19 protein-coding genes are annotated in these 19,586 nt (G+C 39.2%); 11 read left to right on the top strand and 8 right to left on the bottom strand.

Annotated features, from left to right (window positions below; genetic code table 11):
- The first annotated feature begins 1 nt into the window (after position 1).
- The 4 genes from nuoM to MKL36_RS12085 all read left to right on the top strand — a co-directional run bounded on the left by nuoM (position 2) and on the right by MKL36_RS12085 (position 4,245).
- Positions 2–1,600, top strand: a complete 1,599-nt coding sequence (nuoM, locus tag MKL36_RS12100) for an NADH-quinone oxidoreductase subunit M (protein ID WP_000429844.1) — start codon at positions 2–4, stop codon at positions 1,598–1,600.
- A gap of 2 nt (positions 1,601–1,602) precedes the next feature.
- Complete coding sequence (gene nuoN / locus MKL36_RS12095) at positions 1,603–3,099, top strand: NADH-quinone oxidoreductase subunit NuoN (protein ID WP_001011955.1); 1,497 nt, start codon at positions 1,603–1,605, stop codon at positions 3,097–3,099.
- A gap of 100 nt (positions 3,100–3,199) precedes the next feature.
- The gene (upp, locus tag MKL36_RS12090) at positions 3,200–3,835 is read left to right on the top strand and encodes a uracil phosphoribosyltransferase (RefSeq protein WP_001007343.1); all 636 of its coding nucleotides are present in this window, start codon (positions 3,200–3,202) and stop codon (positions 3,833–3,835) included.
- Between the two features lie 116 nt (positions 3,836–3,951).
- The gene (locus MKL36_RS12085) at positions 3,952–4,245 is read left to right on the top strand and encodes a cold shock domain-containing protein (RefSeq protein ID WP_000806837.1); all 294 of its coding nucleotides are present in this window, start codon (positions 3,952–3,954) and stop codon (positions 4,243–4,245) included.
- 19 nt (positions 4,246–4,264) lie between these two features.
- Here the strand turns inward: MKL36_RS12085 and gigC are convergent, their stop codons facing one another.
- The gene (gigC, locus tag MKL36_RS12080) at positions 4,265–5,152 is read right to left on the bottom strand and encodes a LysR family transcriptional regulator GigC (protein WP_001242992.1); all 888 of its coding nucleotides are present in this window, start codon (positions 5,150–5,152) and stop codon (positions 4,265–4,267) included.
- 86 nt (positions 5,153–5,238) lie between these two features.
- On the opposite strand from gigC, the gene MKL36_RS12075 reads away from it, so the two are divergent.
- Positions 5,239–6,000 carry a ferredoxin--NADP reductase gene (locus MKL36_RS12075; RefSeq protein WP_000021171.1) on the top strand — a complete coding sequence of 254 codons (762 nt, stop codon included), beginning with the start codon at positions 5,239–5,241 and terminating at the stop codon, positions 5,998–6,000.
- A 45-nt stretch (positions 6,001–6,045) separates the two neighbouring features.
- Here the strand turns inward: MKL36_RS12075 and MKL36_RS12070 are convergent, their stop codons facing one another.
- Positions 6,046–6,465 carry a hypothetical protein gene (locus MKL36_RS12070; RefSeq protein ID WP_002000170.1) on the bottom strand — a complete coding sequence of 140 codons (420 nt, stop codon included), beginning with the start codon at positions 6,463–6,465 and terminating at the stop codon, positions 6,046–6,048.
- A 292-nt stretch (positions 6,466–6,757) separates the two neighbouring features.
- On the opposite strand from MKL36_RS12070, the gene MKL36_RS12065 reads away from it, so the two are divergent.
- The 3 genes from MKL36_RS12065 (at position 6,758) to MKL36_RS12055 (ending at position 9,182) form a co-directional block, all read left to right on the top strand.
- The gene (locus tag MKL36_RS12065) at positions 6,758–6,985 is read left to right on the top strand and encodes a hypothetical protein (RefSeq protein ID WP_000543705.1); all 228 of its coding nucleotides are present in this window, start codon (positions 6,758–6,760) and stop codon (positions 6,983–6,985) included.
- A gap of 227 nt (positions 6,986–7,212) precedes the next feature.
- Positions 7,213–8,883, top strand: a complete 1,671-nt coding sequence (locus MKL36_RS12060) for a mechanosensitive ion channel (protein WP_021511507.1) — start codon at positions 7,213–7,215, stop codon at positions 8,881–8,883.
- Positions 8,884–9,011: 128 nt separating this feature from the next.
- Complete coding sequence (locus tag MKL36_RS12055) at positions 9,012–9,182, top strand: hypothetical protein (RefSeq protein ID WP_000742883.1); 171 nt, start codon at positions 9,012–9,014, stop codon at positions 9,180–9,182.
- 12 nt (positions 9,183–9,194) lie between these two features.
- On the opposite strand, the gene MKL36_RS12050 is transcribed toward MKL36_RS12055, so the two are convergent.
- The 5 genes from MKL36_RS12050 to MKL36_RS12030 form a co-directional block, all read right to left on the bottom strand.
- Entirely contained in the window at positions 9,195–10,394 is a 1,200-nt protein-coding gene (locus MKL36_RS12050) for an NAD(P)/FAD-dependent oxidoreductase (protein ID WP_021511506.1), read from the bottom strand.
- 117 nt (positions 10,395–10,511) lie between these two features.
- Positions 10,512–11,393, bottom strand: coding sequence for a 1-aminocyclopropane-1-carboxylate deaminase/D-cysteine desulfhydrase (locus MKL36_RS12045; RefSeq protein WP_021511505.1), 882 nt, complete (start codon positions 11,391–11,393; stop codon positions 10,512–10,514).
- Positions 11,394–11,457: 64 nt separating this feature from the next.
- A complete protein-coding gene (locus MKL36_RS12040; protein ID WP_001278637.1) occupies positions 11,458–12,591 on the bottom strand; it encodes an HlyD family secretion protein in 1,134 nt (377 codons plus the stop codon).
- 40 nt (positions 12,592–12,631) lie between these two features.
- A complete protein-coding gene (locus tag MKL36_RS12035) occupies positions 12,632–14,275 on the bottom strand; it encodes an MFS transporter (protein ID WP_000047790.1) in 1,644 nt (547 codons plus the stop codon).
- A complete protein-coding gene (locus MKL36_RS12030) occupies positions 14,272–14,841 on the bottom strand; it encodes a TetR/AcrR family transcriptional regulator (protein ID WP_000044599.1) in 570 nt (189 codons plus the stop codon). Before MKL36_RS12030 ends, MKL36_RS12035 begins: the two co-directional genes overlap by 4 nt.
- Positions 14,842–15,019: 178 nt before the next feature.
- Between MKL36_RS12030 and MKL36_RS12025 the strand changes: the two genes are divergently transcribed.
- Both MKL36_RS12025 and MKL36_RS12020 read left to right on the top strand, forming a co-directional pair.
- A complete protein-coding gene (locus MKL36_RS12025; RefSeq protein WP_000463103.1) occupies positions 15,020–15,643 on the top strand; it encodes a LysE family translocator in 624 nt (207 codons plus the stop codon).
- A gap of 162 nt (positions 15,644–15,805) precedes the next feature.
- Positions 15,806–15,994 (top strand): NF038215 family lipoprotein, encoded by a 189-nt coding sequence (locus MKL36_RS12020; RefSeq protein WP_000735804.1) that lies wholly within the window; start codon positions 15,806–15,808, stop codon positions 15,992–15,994.
- 127 nt (positions 15,995–16,121) lie between these two features.
- Here the strand turns inward: MKL36_RS12020 and metG are convergent, their stop codons facing one another.
- On the bottom strand, positions 16,122–18,185 hold the full coding sequence (gene metG / locus MKL36_RS12015) for a methionine--tRNA ligase (RefSeq protein WP_001226776.1): 2,064 nt from the start codon (positions 18,183–18,185) through the stop codon (positions 16,122–16,124).
- 195 nt (positions 18,186–18,380) lie between these two features.
- Between metG and MKL36_RS12010 the strand changes: the two genes are divergently transcribed.
- Positions 18,381–19,525 (top strand): IS3 family transposase gene (locus tag MKL36_RS12010; RefSeq protein ID WP_085944219.1). Its coding sequence is split into 2 segments (ribosomal slippage): positions 18,381–18,645 and positions 18,645–19,525, totalling 1,146 coding nucleotides; the frame shifts between segments, so codons are not numbered across the junction.
- Positions 19,526–19,586 lie beyond the last annotated feature (61 nt).

Raw genomic sequence — 19,586 nt, 5'->3', positions numbered from 1 at the left:
AATGGAAAACAATTTAATTTTACCCGCGCTGATCCTTGTTCCGTTCATTGCAGGTTTTACTTGTTGGTTAGTCGATAAACTCGACAAAACTTTGCCACGTTGGATCGCCTTAATTGGTATGCTCATCACGTTGGGCTTAGGTCTTGCACTTTGGCAAAGTGGTACTTATAGCTACGAGTTAGGCTCAAAAGTCCCAACTTGGACAGCTGAGTTTTATTTACCGTGGATTCAATCTCTCGGTATTGGCATTCACCTAGCAGTGGATGGCTTGTCTTTACTCATGGTGTTATTAACAGCTTTACTTGGTGTACTTGCTGTTGGTTGTTCATGGGGTGAGATCCAAAAGAATGTTGGTTTCTTCCACTTAAACTTGTTATGGAGTTTAGGGGGCGTTATCGGCGTGTTCTTGGCAATTGATTTGTTCCTATTCTTCTTCTTCTGGGAGATGATGCTTGTACCAATCTACTTCTTGATTGCGTTATGGGGTCATAAGGGTTCAAACGGTCGTTCACGTGTTTACGCTGCAACCAAGTTCTTCTTATATACGCAAATCGCTGGTTTAGTAATGTTAATCGGTATCCTTGGCCTTGTGGTTTATGGTTACATGATGACTGGCATGATCGGTTTTGATTACAACTATTTATTAGCTGTAGCGAATCGTTTACCTGCTGGCTTCGCGTATGGTTTCATGATCTGCTTCTTTATTGGTTTTGCAGTGAAGTTACCAGTTTTCCCATTGCATGGCTGGTTACCGGATGCCCATGCTCAAGCACCTACAGCGGGTTCTGTAGACTTGGCTGGTATCTTGATTAAAACAGCAGCGTACGGTTTGCTTCGTTTTGTAATTCCATTCTTCCCGGCAGCTTCTGCACAGTTTGCAGATATTGCAATTATTTTCGGTTTGATTGGTATTTTCTACGGCGCGTGGTGTGCTTACCAGCAAACTGACATGAAACGTTTACTTGCGTATACGTCGATTTCACATATGGGCTTCGTTTTACTTGCTATTTATGCAGGTAATATTTTGACCTTCCAAGGTTTAATGATCATGATGTTGGCACATGGTTTGTCATCAGCTGCATTGTTCATTATGTCTGGTCAAATCTACGAGCGCTTACATACACGTGATTTACGTTTGATGGGTGGTCTTCGTGGTCAGCTCCAGTATTTACCGTTCTTCTTAATGTTCTTCGTCGCAGCTCTTGTTGGTGTGCCAGGTTTAGGTAACTTTATTGGTGAATTCCTGATTTTGATGGGTTCATTTAATAAATATCCTGTATTCACGATCATTGCTTCTATCAGCCTTGTATTTGCAGGTTTGTATGGTTTGATCTTGATTCACCGTGCTTTGTTTGGTGAACCAAACTCTGAACAAAAGCAACACTACACTAGTCCATTAAAAGACTTATCTGCTCGTGAAGTTAGTATTTTGATGATTTGTGCGATTGGTCTCGTTTGGCTTGGTATCTATCCACAAACATTCTTGGATGTATCTCATTCAAGCATGCAGTGGTTGGTCAATAGTTATGTACCAGTACAAGAAGTCGTTGAAACTGTTCAGCAAACAGCTACTCAACTTGACCATGTGGAGATCCAATAATCATGAACTTCACAGTATCATTTTCTACGCTTATGCCTTTAGCACCGGTGATGATTGTTGCTTTGACAGCAGTCGTCGTCATGCTGTTAATTTCAATTAAGCGTAACCATAATTTAATCGCAACAACCTCTGTTGTCGGTTTAAACCTTGCTGCACTTTATATCTTGTTAGAATTATTTGGCGGTAAATTTGTGCCGGCAAATGTGATGGGCATGTTTATGGTTGATCCATTTACCATGTTCTATCAATTCATGATTTTAGTTGCATCATTGGCTTGCTGTACTTTGTCTCATGCGTATATTGAGACTTATAAAGACAACCGCGAAGAACTCTATCTTCTGTTACTTGCTTCTGTAGCAGGTGCAATGTTGATGGTTGCAAGTTCACACTATGCATCATTCTTCATTAGCCTTGAGTTAATGTCGATTCCTGTATACGGCTTACTTGCTTATACATATCAACGTAGTCAGTCGCTTGAAGCAGGGATTAAGTACCTTGTACTTTCTGCGACAGCCTCTGCAATGTTGTTGATGGGTATGGCGTATATCTACGCTTACACTGGTTCGCTTTCATTCTATGATTCTGTACAAGCTTTATTTGGCGCAATCAAACAGCCAATGGTGTTATTAGGTTTAGCACTCATTATTTTTGCTGTTGCATTCAAATTGTCGCTTGCACCGTTCCATAAATGGACACCAGATGTATATGCAGGTGCACCAGCTCCAATGGCAACGTTCTTGGCGACTGCTGCTAAAGTTGCAACAATTGGTTTGTTCGTACGTTATTTGCTTGCTTCTGGCGCAATCATGGTGAACTCGCTCGTGACTGTTTTGACAATCATTGCCGTATTGTCAATTTTAGTCGGTAACTTGCTTGCTGTTCGTCAGGTCAACTTAAAGCGTATTTTGGGTTATTCATCTATTGCTCACTTTGGTTATTTGTTAATTGCTTTAATCAGCATGACATATGCAAGCTTGGGCAGCGTAACTGTGTATGTGGTGACTTATGTATTAACGACTATTGGTGCTTTTGGTGCAGTAGCGTTAATGTCTAGCCCATATAACAACGTAGATGAAGCGCAAAGCCTTGCAGACTACCGTGGTTTGTTCTGGCGCCGTCCAGTACTTACAGCAACATTAACAGTCATGATGTTATCTTTGGCTGGTATTCCATTAACAGCAGGCTTCATTGGTAAGTTCTTGGTTGTTATGGCTGCTGTAACAACTCAACACTGGTTCTTAGCTGCAATGATTATTGTGGGTAGTGGTATTGGTTTGTATTACTACTTACGTGTGATGGTTGTTATGTATATGACTCCACCTGAAACTCCTCGTATTGATGCTGATGCACATTGGGGACAAAAAGTGGGTGGTTTAATGGTATTGGCTGCTGCTGCATTAGTTATTATTTTGGGTGTTTATCCAGATCCAATGATTAATTTGGCATTAAAAGCAGAAATTTTATCTCCATTACATTTCATGCTTTCTCAGCAACAATAATTCTTGTGTACAAAAAAGCCTCCAAATATGGAGGCTTTTTTTTATTGATAGTTAAAAAAAGATTATAATAAATACGTTTTTATATTTTTAGGTAACATCTGTGGCCATTCAAGAAATTCGTCACCCACTTATTCGTCATAAATTAGGTTTATTACGTCGTGCTGACATCAGTACCAAGAATTTCCGTGAGCTTGCTCAGGAAGTGACTATGTTATTGACATATGAAGCGACGAAAGACTTACCAGTTGTGGATTGTGAGATTGAAGGTTGGGCTGGCAATGTTACTACTCAGCGTATCGCGGGTAAAAAAATAACGATTGTACCGATTTTGCGTGCAGGTATCGGTATGCTTGATGGTGTGCTTAACCTAATTCCAAGTGCAAAAGTAAGTGTGTTAGGGCTTGAGCGTGATGAAGCAACTCTAGAAGTACGTACTTACTATAAAAAGTTAGTTCCTGATGTCGCTAACCGTATTGCCATGATCATTGATCCAATGTTGGCAACAGGTAATTCTTTAGTTGCTGCTATTGATGTATTAAAGGCAAGTGGATGTAAAGATATCCGTGTTATGGTGTTAGTTGCAGCACCTGAAGGAATCGCGAAAGTAGAGGCAGCACATCCTGATATTCAGCTTTATACTGCATCTATTGACAATGGCTTAAATGAACATGGTTATATTGTTCCAGGTTTAGGCGATGCTGGTGACAAGATTTTTGGTAGTGTTCAAAAAGACTAATTTTTGAAATAACGATAAAAAGAGACTTCATTAAGCCGTATAACTTTTAAGAGCGGAAATGAAAGTCTCTTTTTATTTACTACAGTAATTGCATTGGGAAAGTAGGGTGAAAAATCATGAAGCAAGAGTTTTATACTGGAAGGGTAAAACAATATAACGCCGATAAAGGGTTTGGTTTTATTTCGACGACTGAAGGAGATATTTTCTTTCATATTTCTGATTTTCCTGCATCCGAAGGTGAACCGAAAAGAAATGAAAAAGTGAGATTTCTTGCTGCAGATAATCGAGGAAAATTTAAAGCAATTAAAATTGAGCGTATCGATCCTAATCCTGCAAAGACTAAGAAAACTAAAATTGCTGATCACAATAAAGCGATCACAAGTGAGTTATTGTCTAATTTCCGACGCTAATAAATATGAAGATCAAGCTTTAAGCCTGATCTTCATCGCAAAATTTTAAAAATGCTTTAAGGCCCGGACCTTGATATTTTTGTCGGTGCACTAGCATATAAAGAGGGCGGGTAAGTTGCCAAAATGGAGTATCTAAAATAACAAGTTGACCTTTTTCACTTAAAGGTTCAATCGCTAACTTTGAAATACAAGACATTCCTAAACCGCCAGCCACTATTTTTAAGATCGCTTCGTTATGTCCAAGCGTCAAACGAATGTTTGCATCTGGTAAATCTTGCAAAATTGCATTATCAAAGACTTCACGAGTACCTGAACCTTCTTCACGTAAAATCCATTCTACGTCATGAAAATCTTGAGGGGTAAGTGGGCGATTTAAACGTGTTAACGGATGGTCAGGTGAGCAGCACACTGCTAGCTCATCGTCACGCCAGTGAATACATTGGAGTTGAGGTAAGTGACAAGACCCTTCAATTAAAGCTAAATCAAGCTGAAACTGATTTACAGCTTCAATCATTTGGCGTGTGTTACCAACTTGAAGTTGTAAATGTGCTTGTGGATGACGTTGTAAGAAGTTAGCCATTAAATCTGGCATGAGATAATCACTGATGGTTAAAGTAGCCCCGATACGAAGGTCAATACTCTGTAACTCACCCTTGGCTGCTTGTTCAAAGGCTTCACAGCGGCCTAAAATTTCTAATGCTTGGGGAAGCAGAAAACGTCCAAGATCATTTAGCTGCAAGCGCTTACCTAAACGATCAAATAAAGGAGCACCTAAGCCGTCTTCTAAATCGGCTAAAGCCATACTTGCTGCACTTTGCGTCAGTCTGACCGCATCACTGGCTTTAGTAACGGTTCCTTCTTGGGCGACTGCTACAAAAACAGCCAACTGGCGTAATGTCATCCGCATGTTTAAAAAGCCTTAACGTTTAAAAGTATTCATTATTTCGGCTGTCATGCTAACATGAGCGCACTATTTCATGCCACGTTGAAATCATGTCAATTGAAAAATTTAGCGTAGAAAAAGTTTTATCTGTTCACCGTTGGACCCCAACACTTTTCAGTTTTACCATGACGCGTCCTTCGCATTTTAAATTTACGGCAGGGCAATTTGCGCGTATTGGTTTAAAGGTAGGAGATGAGCTGGTTGTCCGTGCGTATTCGGTGGTGTCTTCTCCGTTTGATGAAACGCTAGAGTTTTTCTCAATTGTAGTACCAGACGGTGCCTTCACTTCGAATCTACAGCATTTGAAAGTGGGTGATGAGCTTTATTTGGAAAAAATTCCATATGGTTACCTGACGTTGGCACGCTATCAACAGCCTTTACCGCATGATCTGTGGTTACTGGCAACAGGTACAGGCTTGGCTCCATTTTTGTCGATGCTACAAGACTTTGAAACTTGGTCTAATTACCAGAAAATAAACTTGGTCTACAGTGTTCGTACTGCGGCTGAGCTGGCTTATGTTGACCGTATTCAAGAGATTGCTGAAACGTTTGGGGAAGGGCATAGCGGTTTTAAATTTATTCCTATCATTACCCGAGATCCATCTGCGCCGTTGCATGAGCGCTTACCTGTATTAATCGAAAATGGTGAGTTAGAAAAAGCAGCAGGTTTGGAACTCAGCCCAGCATCAAGTCATGTCATGCTTTGTGGAAACCCACAAATGGTTGATGATACGAAAGAGGCTCTAAAACGCCGTGGTCTTACAATGAATCGTCGCGGTGAAGGAAATATTGCGGTAGAAAATTACTGGTAAAACAGGAAGTAAAATATTTTAAGAAAAATTTTATGGATATGTTTATTAATGGACAAACATATCCATAAACTCACGGATCTCTGCAATCGCACTGTCGACATCTGTTGAAAGCCATGTTGGTTCAAATAATCCCGCATAGTGTTCAAGGCGGTCTTGAGGAACAACTAGGCGAACAGGACAATCTTCTTCGAGTAAACGCCACGGTAAAATTGGAACTTCATTGTCCAGAAATACATTAATATTACGAATATCAACAATCATCGCATTAATGCATTCAGGAAATGGCATGACCGAGAACTCTTCGGTACGGCGACGGAAGTATTCAAGATCACCCCATTTAAGTTCATAACTTGGTTTATTAAATTCAATAATACCAATGAGATGGTCATCTCTTGTCTGATGCAAATAACATTGATGTGTGACGTCAGTGTCGAGATCAAGAGTTACGCTTTGCTGACGATACATCATAAAATTGAGTAGCTTTAAAACAAGGGGGCTTATTATAGCCTATTTTATAAAAAGTAAGAGCTAAAACATATTGTATTACAAATCGGACTTTAGCGAAGATTCTGAATATCGAGAAGTTAGATTCTAAAACGTTCTAATTAAAGTGGCTAAATTTTATACTAAATTAATATTTTTAAAAGTAGAGTTTTGCAACCGTAGACACCTTCTCATAATGCTTTTTCACACAATGCAACAAATCAAATTGTTATGATGAATATAAAGTTAATGATAATAGAAGAGGGGAAAGAAGATGCATGATTTTTCAAAACCGCCTCATGTGACGAGTCCGGAAGAGACTGCAAAAAAAAGAAGATTGCCAGTTTATATTTTAATTATTGTTGGGCTTTTTCTTCTCGCACTTGTGGTTTATATGGTTGCTGATCACAGCAAAACGCCAAAAGAGGAAGCCGCATTTCAACATGAGACCATACCACAAGTCATCAGTGGTACTTCTGATTTGAAGACCTATGAAGGGTAATAAGCTAACCAGTATATCGTGATAAAAAGCCTTTAGGATGTGACCTGAAGGCTTTTTTTGCAATCTTTTGCATCAATTTGTTGTATTTATGCAGAAGGTTGTTGATTGAAAAATATTCAAAACATAAGGTGACATAGACCGCATTTATCGTCATTTTTTACAACGAACTGGTGTTTTTCATTTAGTGATAACACTGAAAAGAACATAACAATTGAGGACATAACAATATGAATGAATTTTTTAATGGGCCTCGCGGCGCTCAGTTTGATGCGATGTATTACTGGGATCAGTTTCATCCTATTTTAGCTGCAATTGTCATCTTACTGGTAGGCTGGATCATCGCTTTATTGGTGGCGGCAGGTGTAAAAAAACTTCTGCAAAAAGTAAATACCAATGCGAAATTATCTTCAGCGACTGGACGTACACCCAATATAGAAGGTCTGATCTCCAAAGTCGTATTCTGGTTTATTCTGATTCTCGCCGTTGTTGCTGCTTTAAATGTGCTCAACATTAGTGGAGTGAGCGGTCCATTTAGCAACATGGTTAATCAGGTACTCGTCTATATACCAAATATCATTGCTGCTGTAGTGGTGGGCTTTATTGGCTGGATCGTTGCTCGACTGGTGCGGGCGGGGGTGACCAATGTTTTATCCCGAACTCAACTTGATGATAAGTTAAGCAGCGAAGTGGGTGTAGGGGGAATTAGCCAGAATATTGGTGAAATTCTTTACTGGCTTGTATTGTTACTTTTCCTTCCGATTGTTCTTTCAATCTTAGGATTAACAGGCTTACTGATTCCAGTTCAAAATATGGTAAATGATGCTGTAGCATTCTTACCAAATATCTTTATTGCTGGCGTTATCGTTTTTGTTGGTTATATCTTGGCAAAAATTGTACGCGGTATTGTTGAAGGATTAATTAATAGCTTAGGTGTGCAATCTCAAGCGGAAAAAATTGGTCTTTTCAAAAATTCAAATGTAGGCAAATTCTTAGGTTCATTTGTTTTTGCCATCATTATTATTACGACATTGATTGTAGCATTTGAAGCTTTAGGTATTGAGACTATTTCTCAGCCAGCAACAGCAATGCTCAATGAAATTTTACAAGCTATTCCAAACATTATTGCTGCTGGTTTAATTTTACTGGTTGCTTATATTGTTTCACGTTTTGTTGGTCGCTTGGTTGCCGAGTTAATTGCAGGAACTGGTGTTGATGAAATTCCTGCAAAATTAGATTTACAACGCTTTTTAGGTCAAACTAAAGTTTCTAATGCCGTTGGTTGGCTAATCGTGTTCTTTACCATGTTGTTTGCAGTTTCTGAAGCTGCAGACCGTCTTGGTTTCGATCAAATTAGTGGTCTAATCGCAATGTTTATCCATTTCGGTGCAAACATTCTATTGGGCGCTGTAATCTTGGTGATTGGTTTCTGGCTTGCAAATGTTGTGGCAAACGTAGTTCAACGCGGTGAATATAATAGTTCGCGTTGGTTAGGTAGTTTGGTTCGTGTCTTGATTATTGGTTTAGTTCTTGCACTCGGTTTAAGAGCGATGGGTATTGCCGATTCGATCGTAAACCTTGCATTCGGCTTAACGCTAGGCGCAGTTGCAGTTGCTTTCGCTCTTGCATTTGGCTTGGGTGGTCGTCAACCAGCAGAAAGACTTTTATCTGATTTACTGGATAAAGCTAAGAAAGAGGCAAATCAACCAAATCCTTTATATCAACCGCCTACTACTAATAATACAACAGGTAGTTCGTCTACGGCTTCAACTCCGTCAACGACTGCACCATCAACAACAGTTTCATCTGATGCAAAACCAGCTGATTCTGCACAAGTAAATCCATCACAACCACCAGTAAATAAACCGTTTGGTTCTACTGGCGAAAATGATGAAATTTAGTAGGTGTAACTAATTTTCAGATAAACAGTACAAAAAATCTTTGATTTTTGTGATAAGTTCGACCACTCTATATTGAGTGGTCGTTCTGTCTTTGACAGCTATAAAAACAAATAAGTGAGGAAAATACGATGAAAAAACCTGGTCGTTTTTTAGCACCTGTTGTAATTGCTGGGATTACCGTTGGTTTTTTAGCAAGTGCTTATAAATTTGTATTTAGTAAATCCGAATCATCAAAACAGACAACAAGCCATAAGCATGATTCTGAAAAATCATCCAATGATTCGAAAGCATCAAATTAGCTTATTCATCATTTAAACATATTGTGCAGCTGCATAAGCCGAAGACCAAGCCCATTGGAAGTTATAGCCTCCTAAGTGGCCAGTCACGTCAAGTACTTCTCCAATAAAGAATAGTCCTTTCTGCTTTTTGCTTTCGAGTGTTTTAGATGAAACTTCAGTTGTATCAATTCCACCTAAGGTAACTTCGGCAGTACGATATCCTTCTGTGCCTGATGGTTTAACAGTAAAACCATGTAGCTGCTCGGCAATATGCTCTAGCTGTGCATCACTGATATTACCAATGGCTGTCTCGCTCTGCTCTGGCCATATAAGTTGTTGTAATTCTTGTACAATACTTTTTGCCGTAAATTCGTTTAGAAGAGTACGCAGTAAAACTTTAGGTTGGGCTTTCTTTTTATCTTTTAAATAAGTTGCTAAATCTTGGCTCGGGAAAAAGTCGATTTTAAAACTTTCACCTGTATTCCAATAGTTTGAAAGCTGTAAAGAACTTGGGCCACTCAAACCACGATGCGTAAATAATAATGCTTCAGTAAAGCTATTCTTCGAGTTAGTTAGAGTCACATCTAAAGCATTACCACTTAGGCGTGTAGTGACTTCTTTAATATGATCCGAAAAAGTAAATGGTACTAAACCAGCACGGGTTGGGAAAACTGTATGTCCAAATTTTTGTGCCAATTCATAGCCAAAACCAGAGCCACCTAAAGTTGGGATGGATAATCCACCTGTAGCAACCACTAATGATTCACAGCTAAAACGGCCCTGATTTGTGTGTACTGAAAAACCACCTTGTTCTAATGGATCGACTTGTCCAACCTCACAATGGGTCTGGATTTCGACATTGTTTGTTTTATTACACTCACTTACCAACATCTCTAAAATTTCTTTAGCGCCGTTTAGCGTAAATAATTGCCCGTGTTTACGTTCTTCATAGGCAATTCCATAATCACAGACCAGACCAATAAAGTCCCAGTTGCTATAGCGTGATAGGGCAGAAATAACAAAGTGCGGATTATGAGAAATATAGTTTTCAGGTTCTACATAGAGGTTGGTAAAGTTACATTTCCCACCGCCTGACATTAAAATCTTTTTACCAATTTTATTGGCTTTTTCTAAAATTAAGACCGAAAGTCCCCGTTTAGCAGCATGTGCAGCCAACATGAGTCCAGAAGCACCTGCACCTAAGACAATGACATCGACATGACTGTTAGACATAAGAAGTTCTCGATTAGTCGTGAAAATTAAAAAGGGGCATATACTATCATGCCAGCACTTACTCATGCTAAGGACATTTATACAGGTAAGGGATAAGGCCTTCTAAAAGCGGGTGAGTTATGCGTGAGGTTTATTTCTAATATCAGCTTGTAAACCACCGGAATGAATTGCCAAAATACGAGTATTCTCTGGAAAATAATTGTTTTTTATAAGTTCAAACAGACCAAATATCATTTTTCCGGTATAGATCGGTTCAAGGGGGACCGTATATTGCTCTTCAAAATTTTCAATAAATGCGAATAGTTCAGGTGAGGTTTTCGCATAACCGCCCCAGCAGTATACATCTGTCAAAGACCAATTTTGTTTTTTAGTCCATTGCCTAATCTCTTGTTGTAAGAAATCACCTTTTAAAGCCGAAAATCCTAAGACTTTCTGATGTGCTGCACTTCTTTCAATCAGACCTGAAATCGTTCCGCCAGTTCCGACTGCACAGCAAATCACATCATATTGCACTAAGTCATATTGGCTCAGGATTTCCTGACAACCTTGAACTGCCAGTTCATTGGTACCACCTTCGGGAATGATATAGGTCTGCGGAAATTGTTGCTGTAATTGTTGAAGGTAATTTGCATCATCTCGTAAGCGATATTCATGGCGAGAGACAAAATGTAGCTGCATTCCTAAACTTTGAGCTTTTGCCAAGGTGGGATTAAGTGGTTTACCAGCTAACTCTTCACCACGAATAATTCCTATACTTTTTAAACCAAAAAGATGAGCTGCATAAGCTGTTGCAGCAATATGATTTGAGTAAGCCCCACCAAAAGTCAAAATGCTTGATAAACCTTGTTCTTTTGCAGCAAGCAAATTGTATTTTAATTTGAAAAACTTATTACCCGAAATTTGAGGATGAACTAAATCTAAACGTTTAATGTCGAGATGAACAGGAAAGGATAGTTCAATATGCTGATAGGAGATAGGTTGGGCAATGTGATCAAACATTAGAAATTGAGAAAAATAATGATTGATCACATTGTAGCCTTTTAAAGAGGTTTTTAAAAAGCTATTAAGAGCTTGTGTCGACAGAAGTAATCACTGACATACCAGGGCGTAAGTGTTCCATTCCTTCCTGATTTGGATCAATGGTAATACGCACGGCAATCCGTTGAACGACTTTGGTAAAGTTTCCTGTTGCATTATCCGGTTTTAGTACACTGAACTCGGAACCCGCGGCTGGAGAGATTTGTTCAACATGACCTGTAAATTTTTTATGTTTCATTGCATCGACTGTAAACCAAGCTTTTTGTCCAATTCGCATATTGGCAATTTGGGTTTCTTTAAAGTTGGCAATCACCCAAGTTTGCTGTGGAATCAGATAGAGTAACTGTGATCCTGCGGCCACATATTGCCCAACACGAGGGTTTACTTCACCAAGTTGTCCATCCATTGGAGCAACAATAACACTATAGTCTTTGGTGGTTTGAGCTTGGTCTAACTGTGCTTTAGCACTGGAAACTTGTGCTTCTAAGCCTGCTTCTGCGACTTGAGCTGTTTTAAGTGCTTCTTTGGCAACTAGAACATTGGCCTCTGCCTGTTTAAGGGCTGCAAGATTATTTTCGGCATCAGCAGCGGCTTTATCTTGCTCAGATTTAGAAGCTGCTCCACTATTCCCTAGCTGTTGATAGCGTCTAAGCTGTGCTAAAGAAAGTTCATATTGAGCCCTAACTTGTTCTACTTTAGCCTGCGCAGCCACAATATCCGCTTGTTTTTGAGCAATTGACTGAGTTTGATTGGCTAAAGTATTTTTGGCCTGTTCTACTCCCGAAGCCGCTTGTGCTACTTTTTGGTCATAAGTGGTGGCATCAATATGCATTAATACTTGACCCTTTTTAACATGGTCAAAGTCTTTCACTAATACATCTTTAACGTAGCCATTAATTTGCGAGGATAAAATGGTAGTTTTACCTTTGACATAACTATTGTCAGTTTGCTGCACACTCGTGGCAAAAGGCCCAATTCTCCATGCCCACAAAATTACTAAAATACCGATAATAAGCACACCCAACATCCATAATAGGGTTGAGCGTTTTGTCGGAATCAGTTTACTTGCAGGTGCAGGTGCAGGTGCAGGTGCAGGCGTTGGCTCATTATTAGATGTTTGAGCAGGTGTTTGTTCCGGTTTATTTTGATCATCTGACATATATCAATCTCAATTTCTATTTCATCAATAACAAAAGCCGTTAAGGGCGGCTAATTCCTCTGCGTTGTAGGTATTTACTACGTGCAATATTAAACCCGCCCCATAAGAGTAAGGCGACGGCAAAAATACCGTTTAATGCAATCACATCATTGTAGGCACGGACCTGAGCTTCACGAGTAACCACTTGATTAAGTGAGCGCATAGACTGAGCTGTTTGTAATGCGGGGTCATTTGTTGTGATGGCTGCACTACGTTGATAGGTAGAAAGCCTTTGAGCAACTAATGGGTCGGCTTGTTCCAAATCTTTAATAATCTCGACTTGATAGTTTTGTGTACGATGTTGTTGATAGGTCGAGAAGAAAGATGAGCCAACAAGGCCACCAAATGTTTGGGTTGCAGAGAATAAGACAATAAAAGTCACTACATACGAAGGACCTTTAGCCAAAGTTTGTGCAAATCCAATTAGAAGTAATGGACCGATAAACAGGCCGCCGGCAAAGCCTACTAAAAACTGGCTTGCAAAGAAGTTTGAAGGCCGTACATCGCTCGTAAGGTGATAATCTAATCCACAGGCAATGAGAATCAAAAACTCTGCAAAAAGTAAGTGAAAAATAATTCGTTCACGCGAGAAAGTAAGCGCACTAAATAGAGTTCCGCTTAAAATCCCCACCAATATGACCACATAGAGTGGAACAAATTGGTCTGGACCCATTCCCATAGTTTTTAGGAAGTTAACGGCTGCATAGCTTTGTTCTGACATTAAAAGACGAATGGCAAAAGCACCAAAGATAAAGCGTAGGGTTGAGGAGGCGCCTAACCAACGTGTCATAATTAATGGATTGGCACGATAATGTTCATAGAGCAAACCTAAAACAACTAAGCTAAAACCTGCAATTAATACATAAGCAAGCCATTCACTGTTAAACCACCACAAGATTGGGCCTTGTGTCAGCACAATACATAGACATGCAAAACCTGGCGCCAGTAAAGCAAAGGTGAAGAAATCCTGTTTTTCGAAAACATAGATTCGTAAGCTACGTGGTAATTTCAAAGAAACCACCATTGCTAAACAACAAAGCGCTAAGCCGAGTTCAAAGGTGTAAAGAACAGACCAACTATCTGTGCTCACTAGAAAAGGGGAAATAATCCAGGCGAGCGGTACACCTAACTGCTGAAAACCAAAGGCAATATATATACCTTTTGCCATGTCGGCTTTTTTAAAAGCTTGCATGGTGTAATACATACCTAAAGAGCTGAGTGGTGCGCCAGCTAAACCTGCTACAACCCGAGCGAACAAGGCCATTTCATAGGTATGCACAAAAATGTGCAAAACCAGCACGGCAATAAAAATAACAAGTCCTATTTCTGAAAAGACTCTCAGACCATATTGTTGCCTAGCTTTAAACAAAATCAGATTCGAACTGACATTCGCCATTACATAAGCAGCAGGAAGCCACGCGGCTTCAGAAGGAGTCAGGCCATACTCACCTTGAATTAAGGGTAAATTTGCCGTAATGAAACCATTACTTAAGCTTGCTGAAATAGCGACAAACAGACCAATAAAAAAATAAAGAAATCGCTTAGGTACAGAATGCGCAATCGCTGCCGGTGAACCAGGTAAAGTCGGTTGTTCTTCTGGTGTCCAGTCAGGTGGCGTTTCTAAATAACGAGGCGTTTTACTCATTCTATCCCTCGAATTTTTTGTACTTGAATACCATGAAATAGTAATTCAATTGCTCGTTTCGCTAAGCGGGTTTGTTCTTCAGGTTCATGTCCTTGAAATGAAGAACCCAACATTGCTGTGAACATTGCATAGTCATCAGCAGTTAGATCAGCTCGGCACAGTTTTTGTTCTATTGCATTTTCAATCAGTGGCTTAAGTGCATTATTCCGCCGTTCATAAATTTTTAGCATAATTGGATCTTGTCGATCAATCACTCTCCAAAAATCTTGCAAAATTGCGAGTTTGGGAAGTTGTGCAATATGCCCTTCAATTAAACGAAATAAACCATCTTCGAATTGTTGAAAATGAGCTGCTTTTTGCTCTAGCTGTGTAATCGCACGCTCTAAAAGGGCGCTAATTAAAGCCTTTCGGTCACAAAAGTTGCGATAGAACGTCGCTCTACCTACACCTGCATGGTCAATCACGACTTGTAGAGGGACATTAATACCATGAATACGAAAGCATTCCTCGGCTGCATTGAGTAATTCATCCCGATTATGGGCTGCAATTTTTTGACGTTTACTCATGTCACTGATTTGGGAGGTTTAAAGATGATATATTTAACGGACATTTTTGTCCGTTGTGAATAGCTAAATTGTAAAAACATGAAAATTCAATTTTTATAATTTATCTCTTTTCCATTTTTATATGTGTCATAAAAAGCTGCTAGAATATCGCGCAATTGCATGATGCTAGGTCAATACAATGTTTGAGTCCCTTATTCCTCTTTTTTCAATTGCGATGGCATTGATGCTTGGAGCAATAAGTCCTGGGCCAAGCTTTATTTATGTAGCGCAAAATTCAATATCTAAATCACGTAAACATGGCTTGTTTACGGCATTAGGGACGGGCACGGGTGCAGCTCTTTTTGGCTTTTTAGCGGTTATGGGGTTACAGGCAGTTTTATTGGCAGTGCCTTCAGCTTATCTAATTTTAAAAATTGGTGGTGGGCTGTATTTGCTTTGGCTTGCTTTTAAAATTATTAAACATGCCAAAGAACCAATTGCCATGGAAAATGATGCCAAATCGAAAATGACTTATAAACAAGCCTACCGATATGGTTTGATTACTCAGTTAAGTAATCCAAAAATTGCTGTTGTACTAGCGAGTGTTTTTACTGCTTTACTGCCAAAAGAAATTCCAAATTATTACTACGTCGCATTACCGCTCATTTGTTTTATGATTGATGCAGGTTGGTACTCGTGTGTAGCAATGCTTTTATCTTCAGAGAAGCCTCGAAAAATGTATTTAAAAGCAAAAACGGGTGTTGACCGAGTGGCTGGAAGCATTGTTAGTGTATTGGGCTTAAAGTTAATCTTCTTCAAATGATAAATCTTTAATTAAAATATCTAAAAAATATAAAGCCAGCTCTTTGTAGTCTGGCTTTATTTTTGCGCAAAATATATACAAATTGAAATATCTTTTTTAGCACTTAAATATTTAAAAAGTGGTAACTTAATTAATAAAACAAAAAGAAATGAGGATCACGTTATGAAAAAACTAATGGTGAGCATTTCGGTTGTTTTTTTCATCTTAACTACAGGATGTGAGATGAGAACAACAAGTAAACAGCAACCTTCAAATGAACGGGCGATGAGTATTGCTGGTTCTCCGGTTTATGAAAAAGACTACAAAATTCCCGATTTACAAGCCAATAATCATGAGCAATCTAATTATTAATTGATGGATAGAATGTCTCACATATAGCACTTTAAATGTACTCAGTGCAGATAAGCCTGCTTATTTTAAAAAGTAGGTTAGAAATAAAAAAGCTCCCAATGTAGGGAGCTTTTTTTATGAACCTAGATTAAGAAACTTTATCGCCAGGTTTTGCACCGCTATCTGGTGAAATAATGAAAATGCCTTCACCATTTCCGGCAGCAAGTACCATACCGTTTGAAACACCAAAACGCATTTTACGTGGTGCAAGGTTAGCCACCATCACGACCAATTTACCTTTTAGGTCTTCTGGCGCATATTGACTACGAATACCACTAAATACATTACGTGGTTCAGCTTCACCTACGTCTAAAGTAAGTTGAAGTAATTTATCTGAACCCTCAACTGTACCTGCCTCAACGACCTGAGCAACACGTAAGTCAACTTTTAAGAAATCTTCAATACCGATAATTTCAGCTTCACCAACTGCTGGAGTAGGGGCTGCTTTTTTCTCGGCAGATTTCTCTTTTTTCGCTGCTTTAGTCGCTTGTGGAGCAGGAGCACCTAAAGACTCTTTAGAAGCATCAACCATGGCTGCAACAGCTTTTGGATCAACACGCTGCATAAGAGGTTGGAACTGTGCAATCTCATGGCTTACAAGAATTTGTTTACGTGACTCGAAATCGAAGCTTTCAAGTTTTAAGAAATCTTGAACTTGCTGAGCTAAAGTTGGCAGTACTGGAGCTAAGTACACTGCTAATTGACGGAATAAGTTGATACCGACAGAGCATACATCAAGAACTTGTTGTTCTTGACCTTCTTGTTTAGCAAGAGCCCAAGGTTTTTTCTCATCAATATATTGGTTTGCGCGGTCAGCAAGCGCCATAATTTCACGGATCGCCGTAGAGAATTCACGCGCTTCATATGCAGCAGCAATTGAATCACCAGCATCAATAAAGCTTTGTACTAAGTCAGATTCAGCACATGTACTTGATAGCGTATTGTTAAAGCTGCTGTTAATGAACTTAGCACAGCGACTAGCAATATTAACTACTTTACCGACTAAATCTGAATTTACTTTCTGAACAAAGTCATCAAGGTTCAAGTCGGAGTCTTCAACTTTATCTGAAAGTTTAGAAGCAAAGTAATAGCGTAAATACTCTGGGTTTAGATGTTGTAAGTATGTCTCGGCTTTAATGAAAGTACCGCGAGACTTAGACATTTTTTGTCCATTTACAGTCAAGAAACCATTTACGAATAAGCCTGTTGGAGTGCGATAGTTCGCCCCTTCAAGCATCGCAGGCCAGAATAAAGCATGGAAGTAAACAATGTCTTTACCAATAAAGTGGTAAACCTCATTTTGACTATCTTTCTTCCAGAAATCATCAAAGTTTAAGTCTGGGCGCTTAGTTTTGATGTAGTTTTCAAAACTAGACATATAACCGATTGGGGCATCTACCCACACATAGAAATATTTATTCGGTGCATCCGGAATTTCAAAACCAAAATAAGGAGCATCACGAGAAATATCCCAGTCTGCTAAACCTGCTTCAAACCATTCATCCAATTTGTTAGCAATTGAAAGAGGTAAGCGACCTTCATCGCGGGTCCATTTTTGCAAATATTCAGCAAAGTTTGGGAGCTTGAAGAAATAGTGATCTGATGATTTTTCAACTGGTGTTGCGCCACTTAAAGTCGAACGCGGGTTGAGTAACTCAGTCGCATTATAAGTTGTACCACACACTTCACATGAGTCGCCGTATTGATCTTCTGACTTACATTTTGGACAGGTACCCTTAATGAAACGGTCAGATAAGAACATACCTTTTTCCGGATCAAATAATTGAGTTACAGGTCGAACTGCAATATTTCCGGCTTCACGGTTTTTAATATAGATATCTGTTGAACGAGCTTTGTTTGCATCACTATGAGTTGAATCATAATGATCGAAATGTACGCCAAACCCGTCAAAATCACGGATGTGTTCTTTTTGAACATTCGCGATTTGCTCTTCTGGGCTAATACCATTTGCTTCGGCACGTAGCATAATTGCTGTACCGTGAGCATCATCCGCACATACATAAGTCACGTCATGACCCATTGCCCGCATGGCACGAACCCAGATGTCTGCCTGGATATAACCGAGTAAATGACCCATATGAATTGGACCATTGGCATAAGGGAGGGCATTGGTGACTAAAATTTTACGCACGGATCTCATTCTCTCATTCGTATTTATAAGGTGGAAGATTTTAACTGATGCAGGAAGATAAGCAAAGATTAATAATCTTTGACTAAATATAAGAGGTATCTACAAAAATGGACTTAAAGAGAGGTGGATCAGGAAATTTGAACAACACTTATAAGTGATATTTTGCTCCCCAAATGATGTTATAAACATCAATATATGGAGTATTTTATGGCACGTAGACCAAGAAGAAATCATTCAAATGATTTTAAAGCTAAGGTAGCACTTGCTGCGATTAAAGCAGAAAAAACACTTGCTGAATTGAGTGCTGAATTTGATGTTCATCAAAACCAAATTATCGACTGGAAAAATCAACTGATTTCAGCTTCCTCGCAAGCTTTCGATCAATCAAAAGCTCCAACAGAACCACCCATCGATCTAAAAAAACTACATGCAAAAATCGGTGAGCAGGCATTAGAAATTGATTTTTTAGAAGGTGTGTTGAAGAAACTGGGCCGCTTCAACCACAAAAGTTAATCGATGACTCACTTCAGATTTCAGTATCTAAGCAAGCTCAGCTGCTGAAAGTCTCCCGTGGTTGTTATTACTATCGCCCAAAACCTGTGAGTGCATCAGATCTGAAGCTGATGCGGTGTATGGATGAGTTACATATGCAATACCCTTTTGCAGGTAGCCGTATGATGCGTGATTTGTTGAATCGTCAAGGACATCATATAGGACGACGTCATACACGTACTTTAATGAAGAAAATGGGCATTAATGCGTTATATTGCAAACCAAATTTAAGCCAGGCTAATCAAGCTCACCGCAAATATCCATATCTGCTCAAAGGATTGGCTATTCAGCGCAGTAATCAAGTGTGGTCTACGGATATAACGTATATCCCTATGGCAAAAGGCTTTGTTTATTTATGTGCTGTGATTGATTGGCATAGCCGCAAGGTACTTGCGCATAGAGTATCGATTAGTATGGAGGTTACATTTTGCATAGAAACATTAAATGAAGCTATTGAAAAATATGGTCGACCTGAAATATTTAATACAGACCAAGGCAGTCAGTTTACCAGTGATGCATTTATTGATGTATTGAAATCAAATGACATCCAAATCAGCATGGATGGTAAAGGTCGATGGGTTGATAATGTGATGGTTGAACGATTATGGCGGAGCGTTAAATATGAAGAGGTGTATCTCAAAGCCTACAGCAATGTTTTGGATGCGAAGAAGCAATTAAACGCATATTTTGAATTTTATAATTTGAAACGACCTCATTCGAGTCTGGACAAAATGACTCCAGATGAGTTTTACTATGACCAGCTACCACAACAAAATAAGGTAGCTTAACTAGAGCAGAGTATCACTTATAAATAAGCTTTTAGTTGTTCAAACATGTGGGACCACCTCT

The organism is Acinetobacter sp. AOR12_HL, from assembly GCF_027855275.1.
Classification (GTDB): Bacteria; Pseudomonadota; Gammaproteobacteria; order Pseudomonadales; family Moraxellaceae; genus Acinetobacter; species Acinetobacter baumannii.
This window is presented reverse-complemented; position numbering and strand designations above follow the sequence as displayed.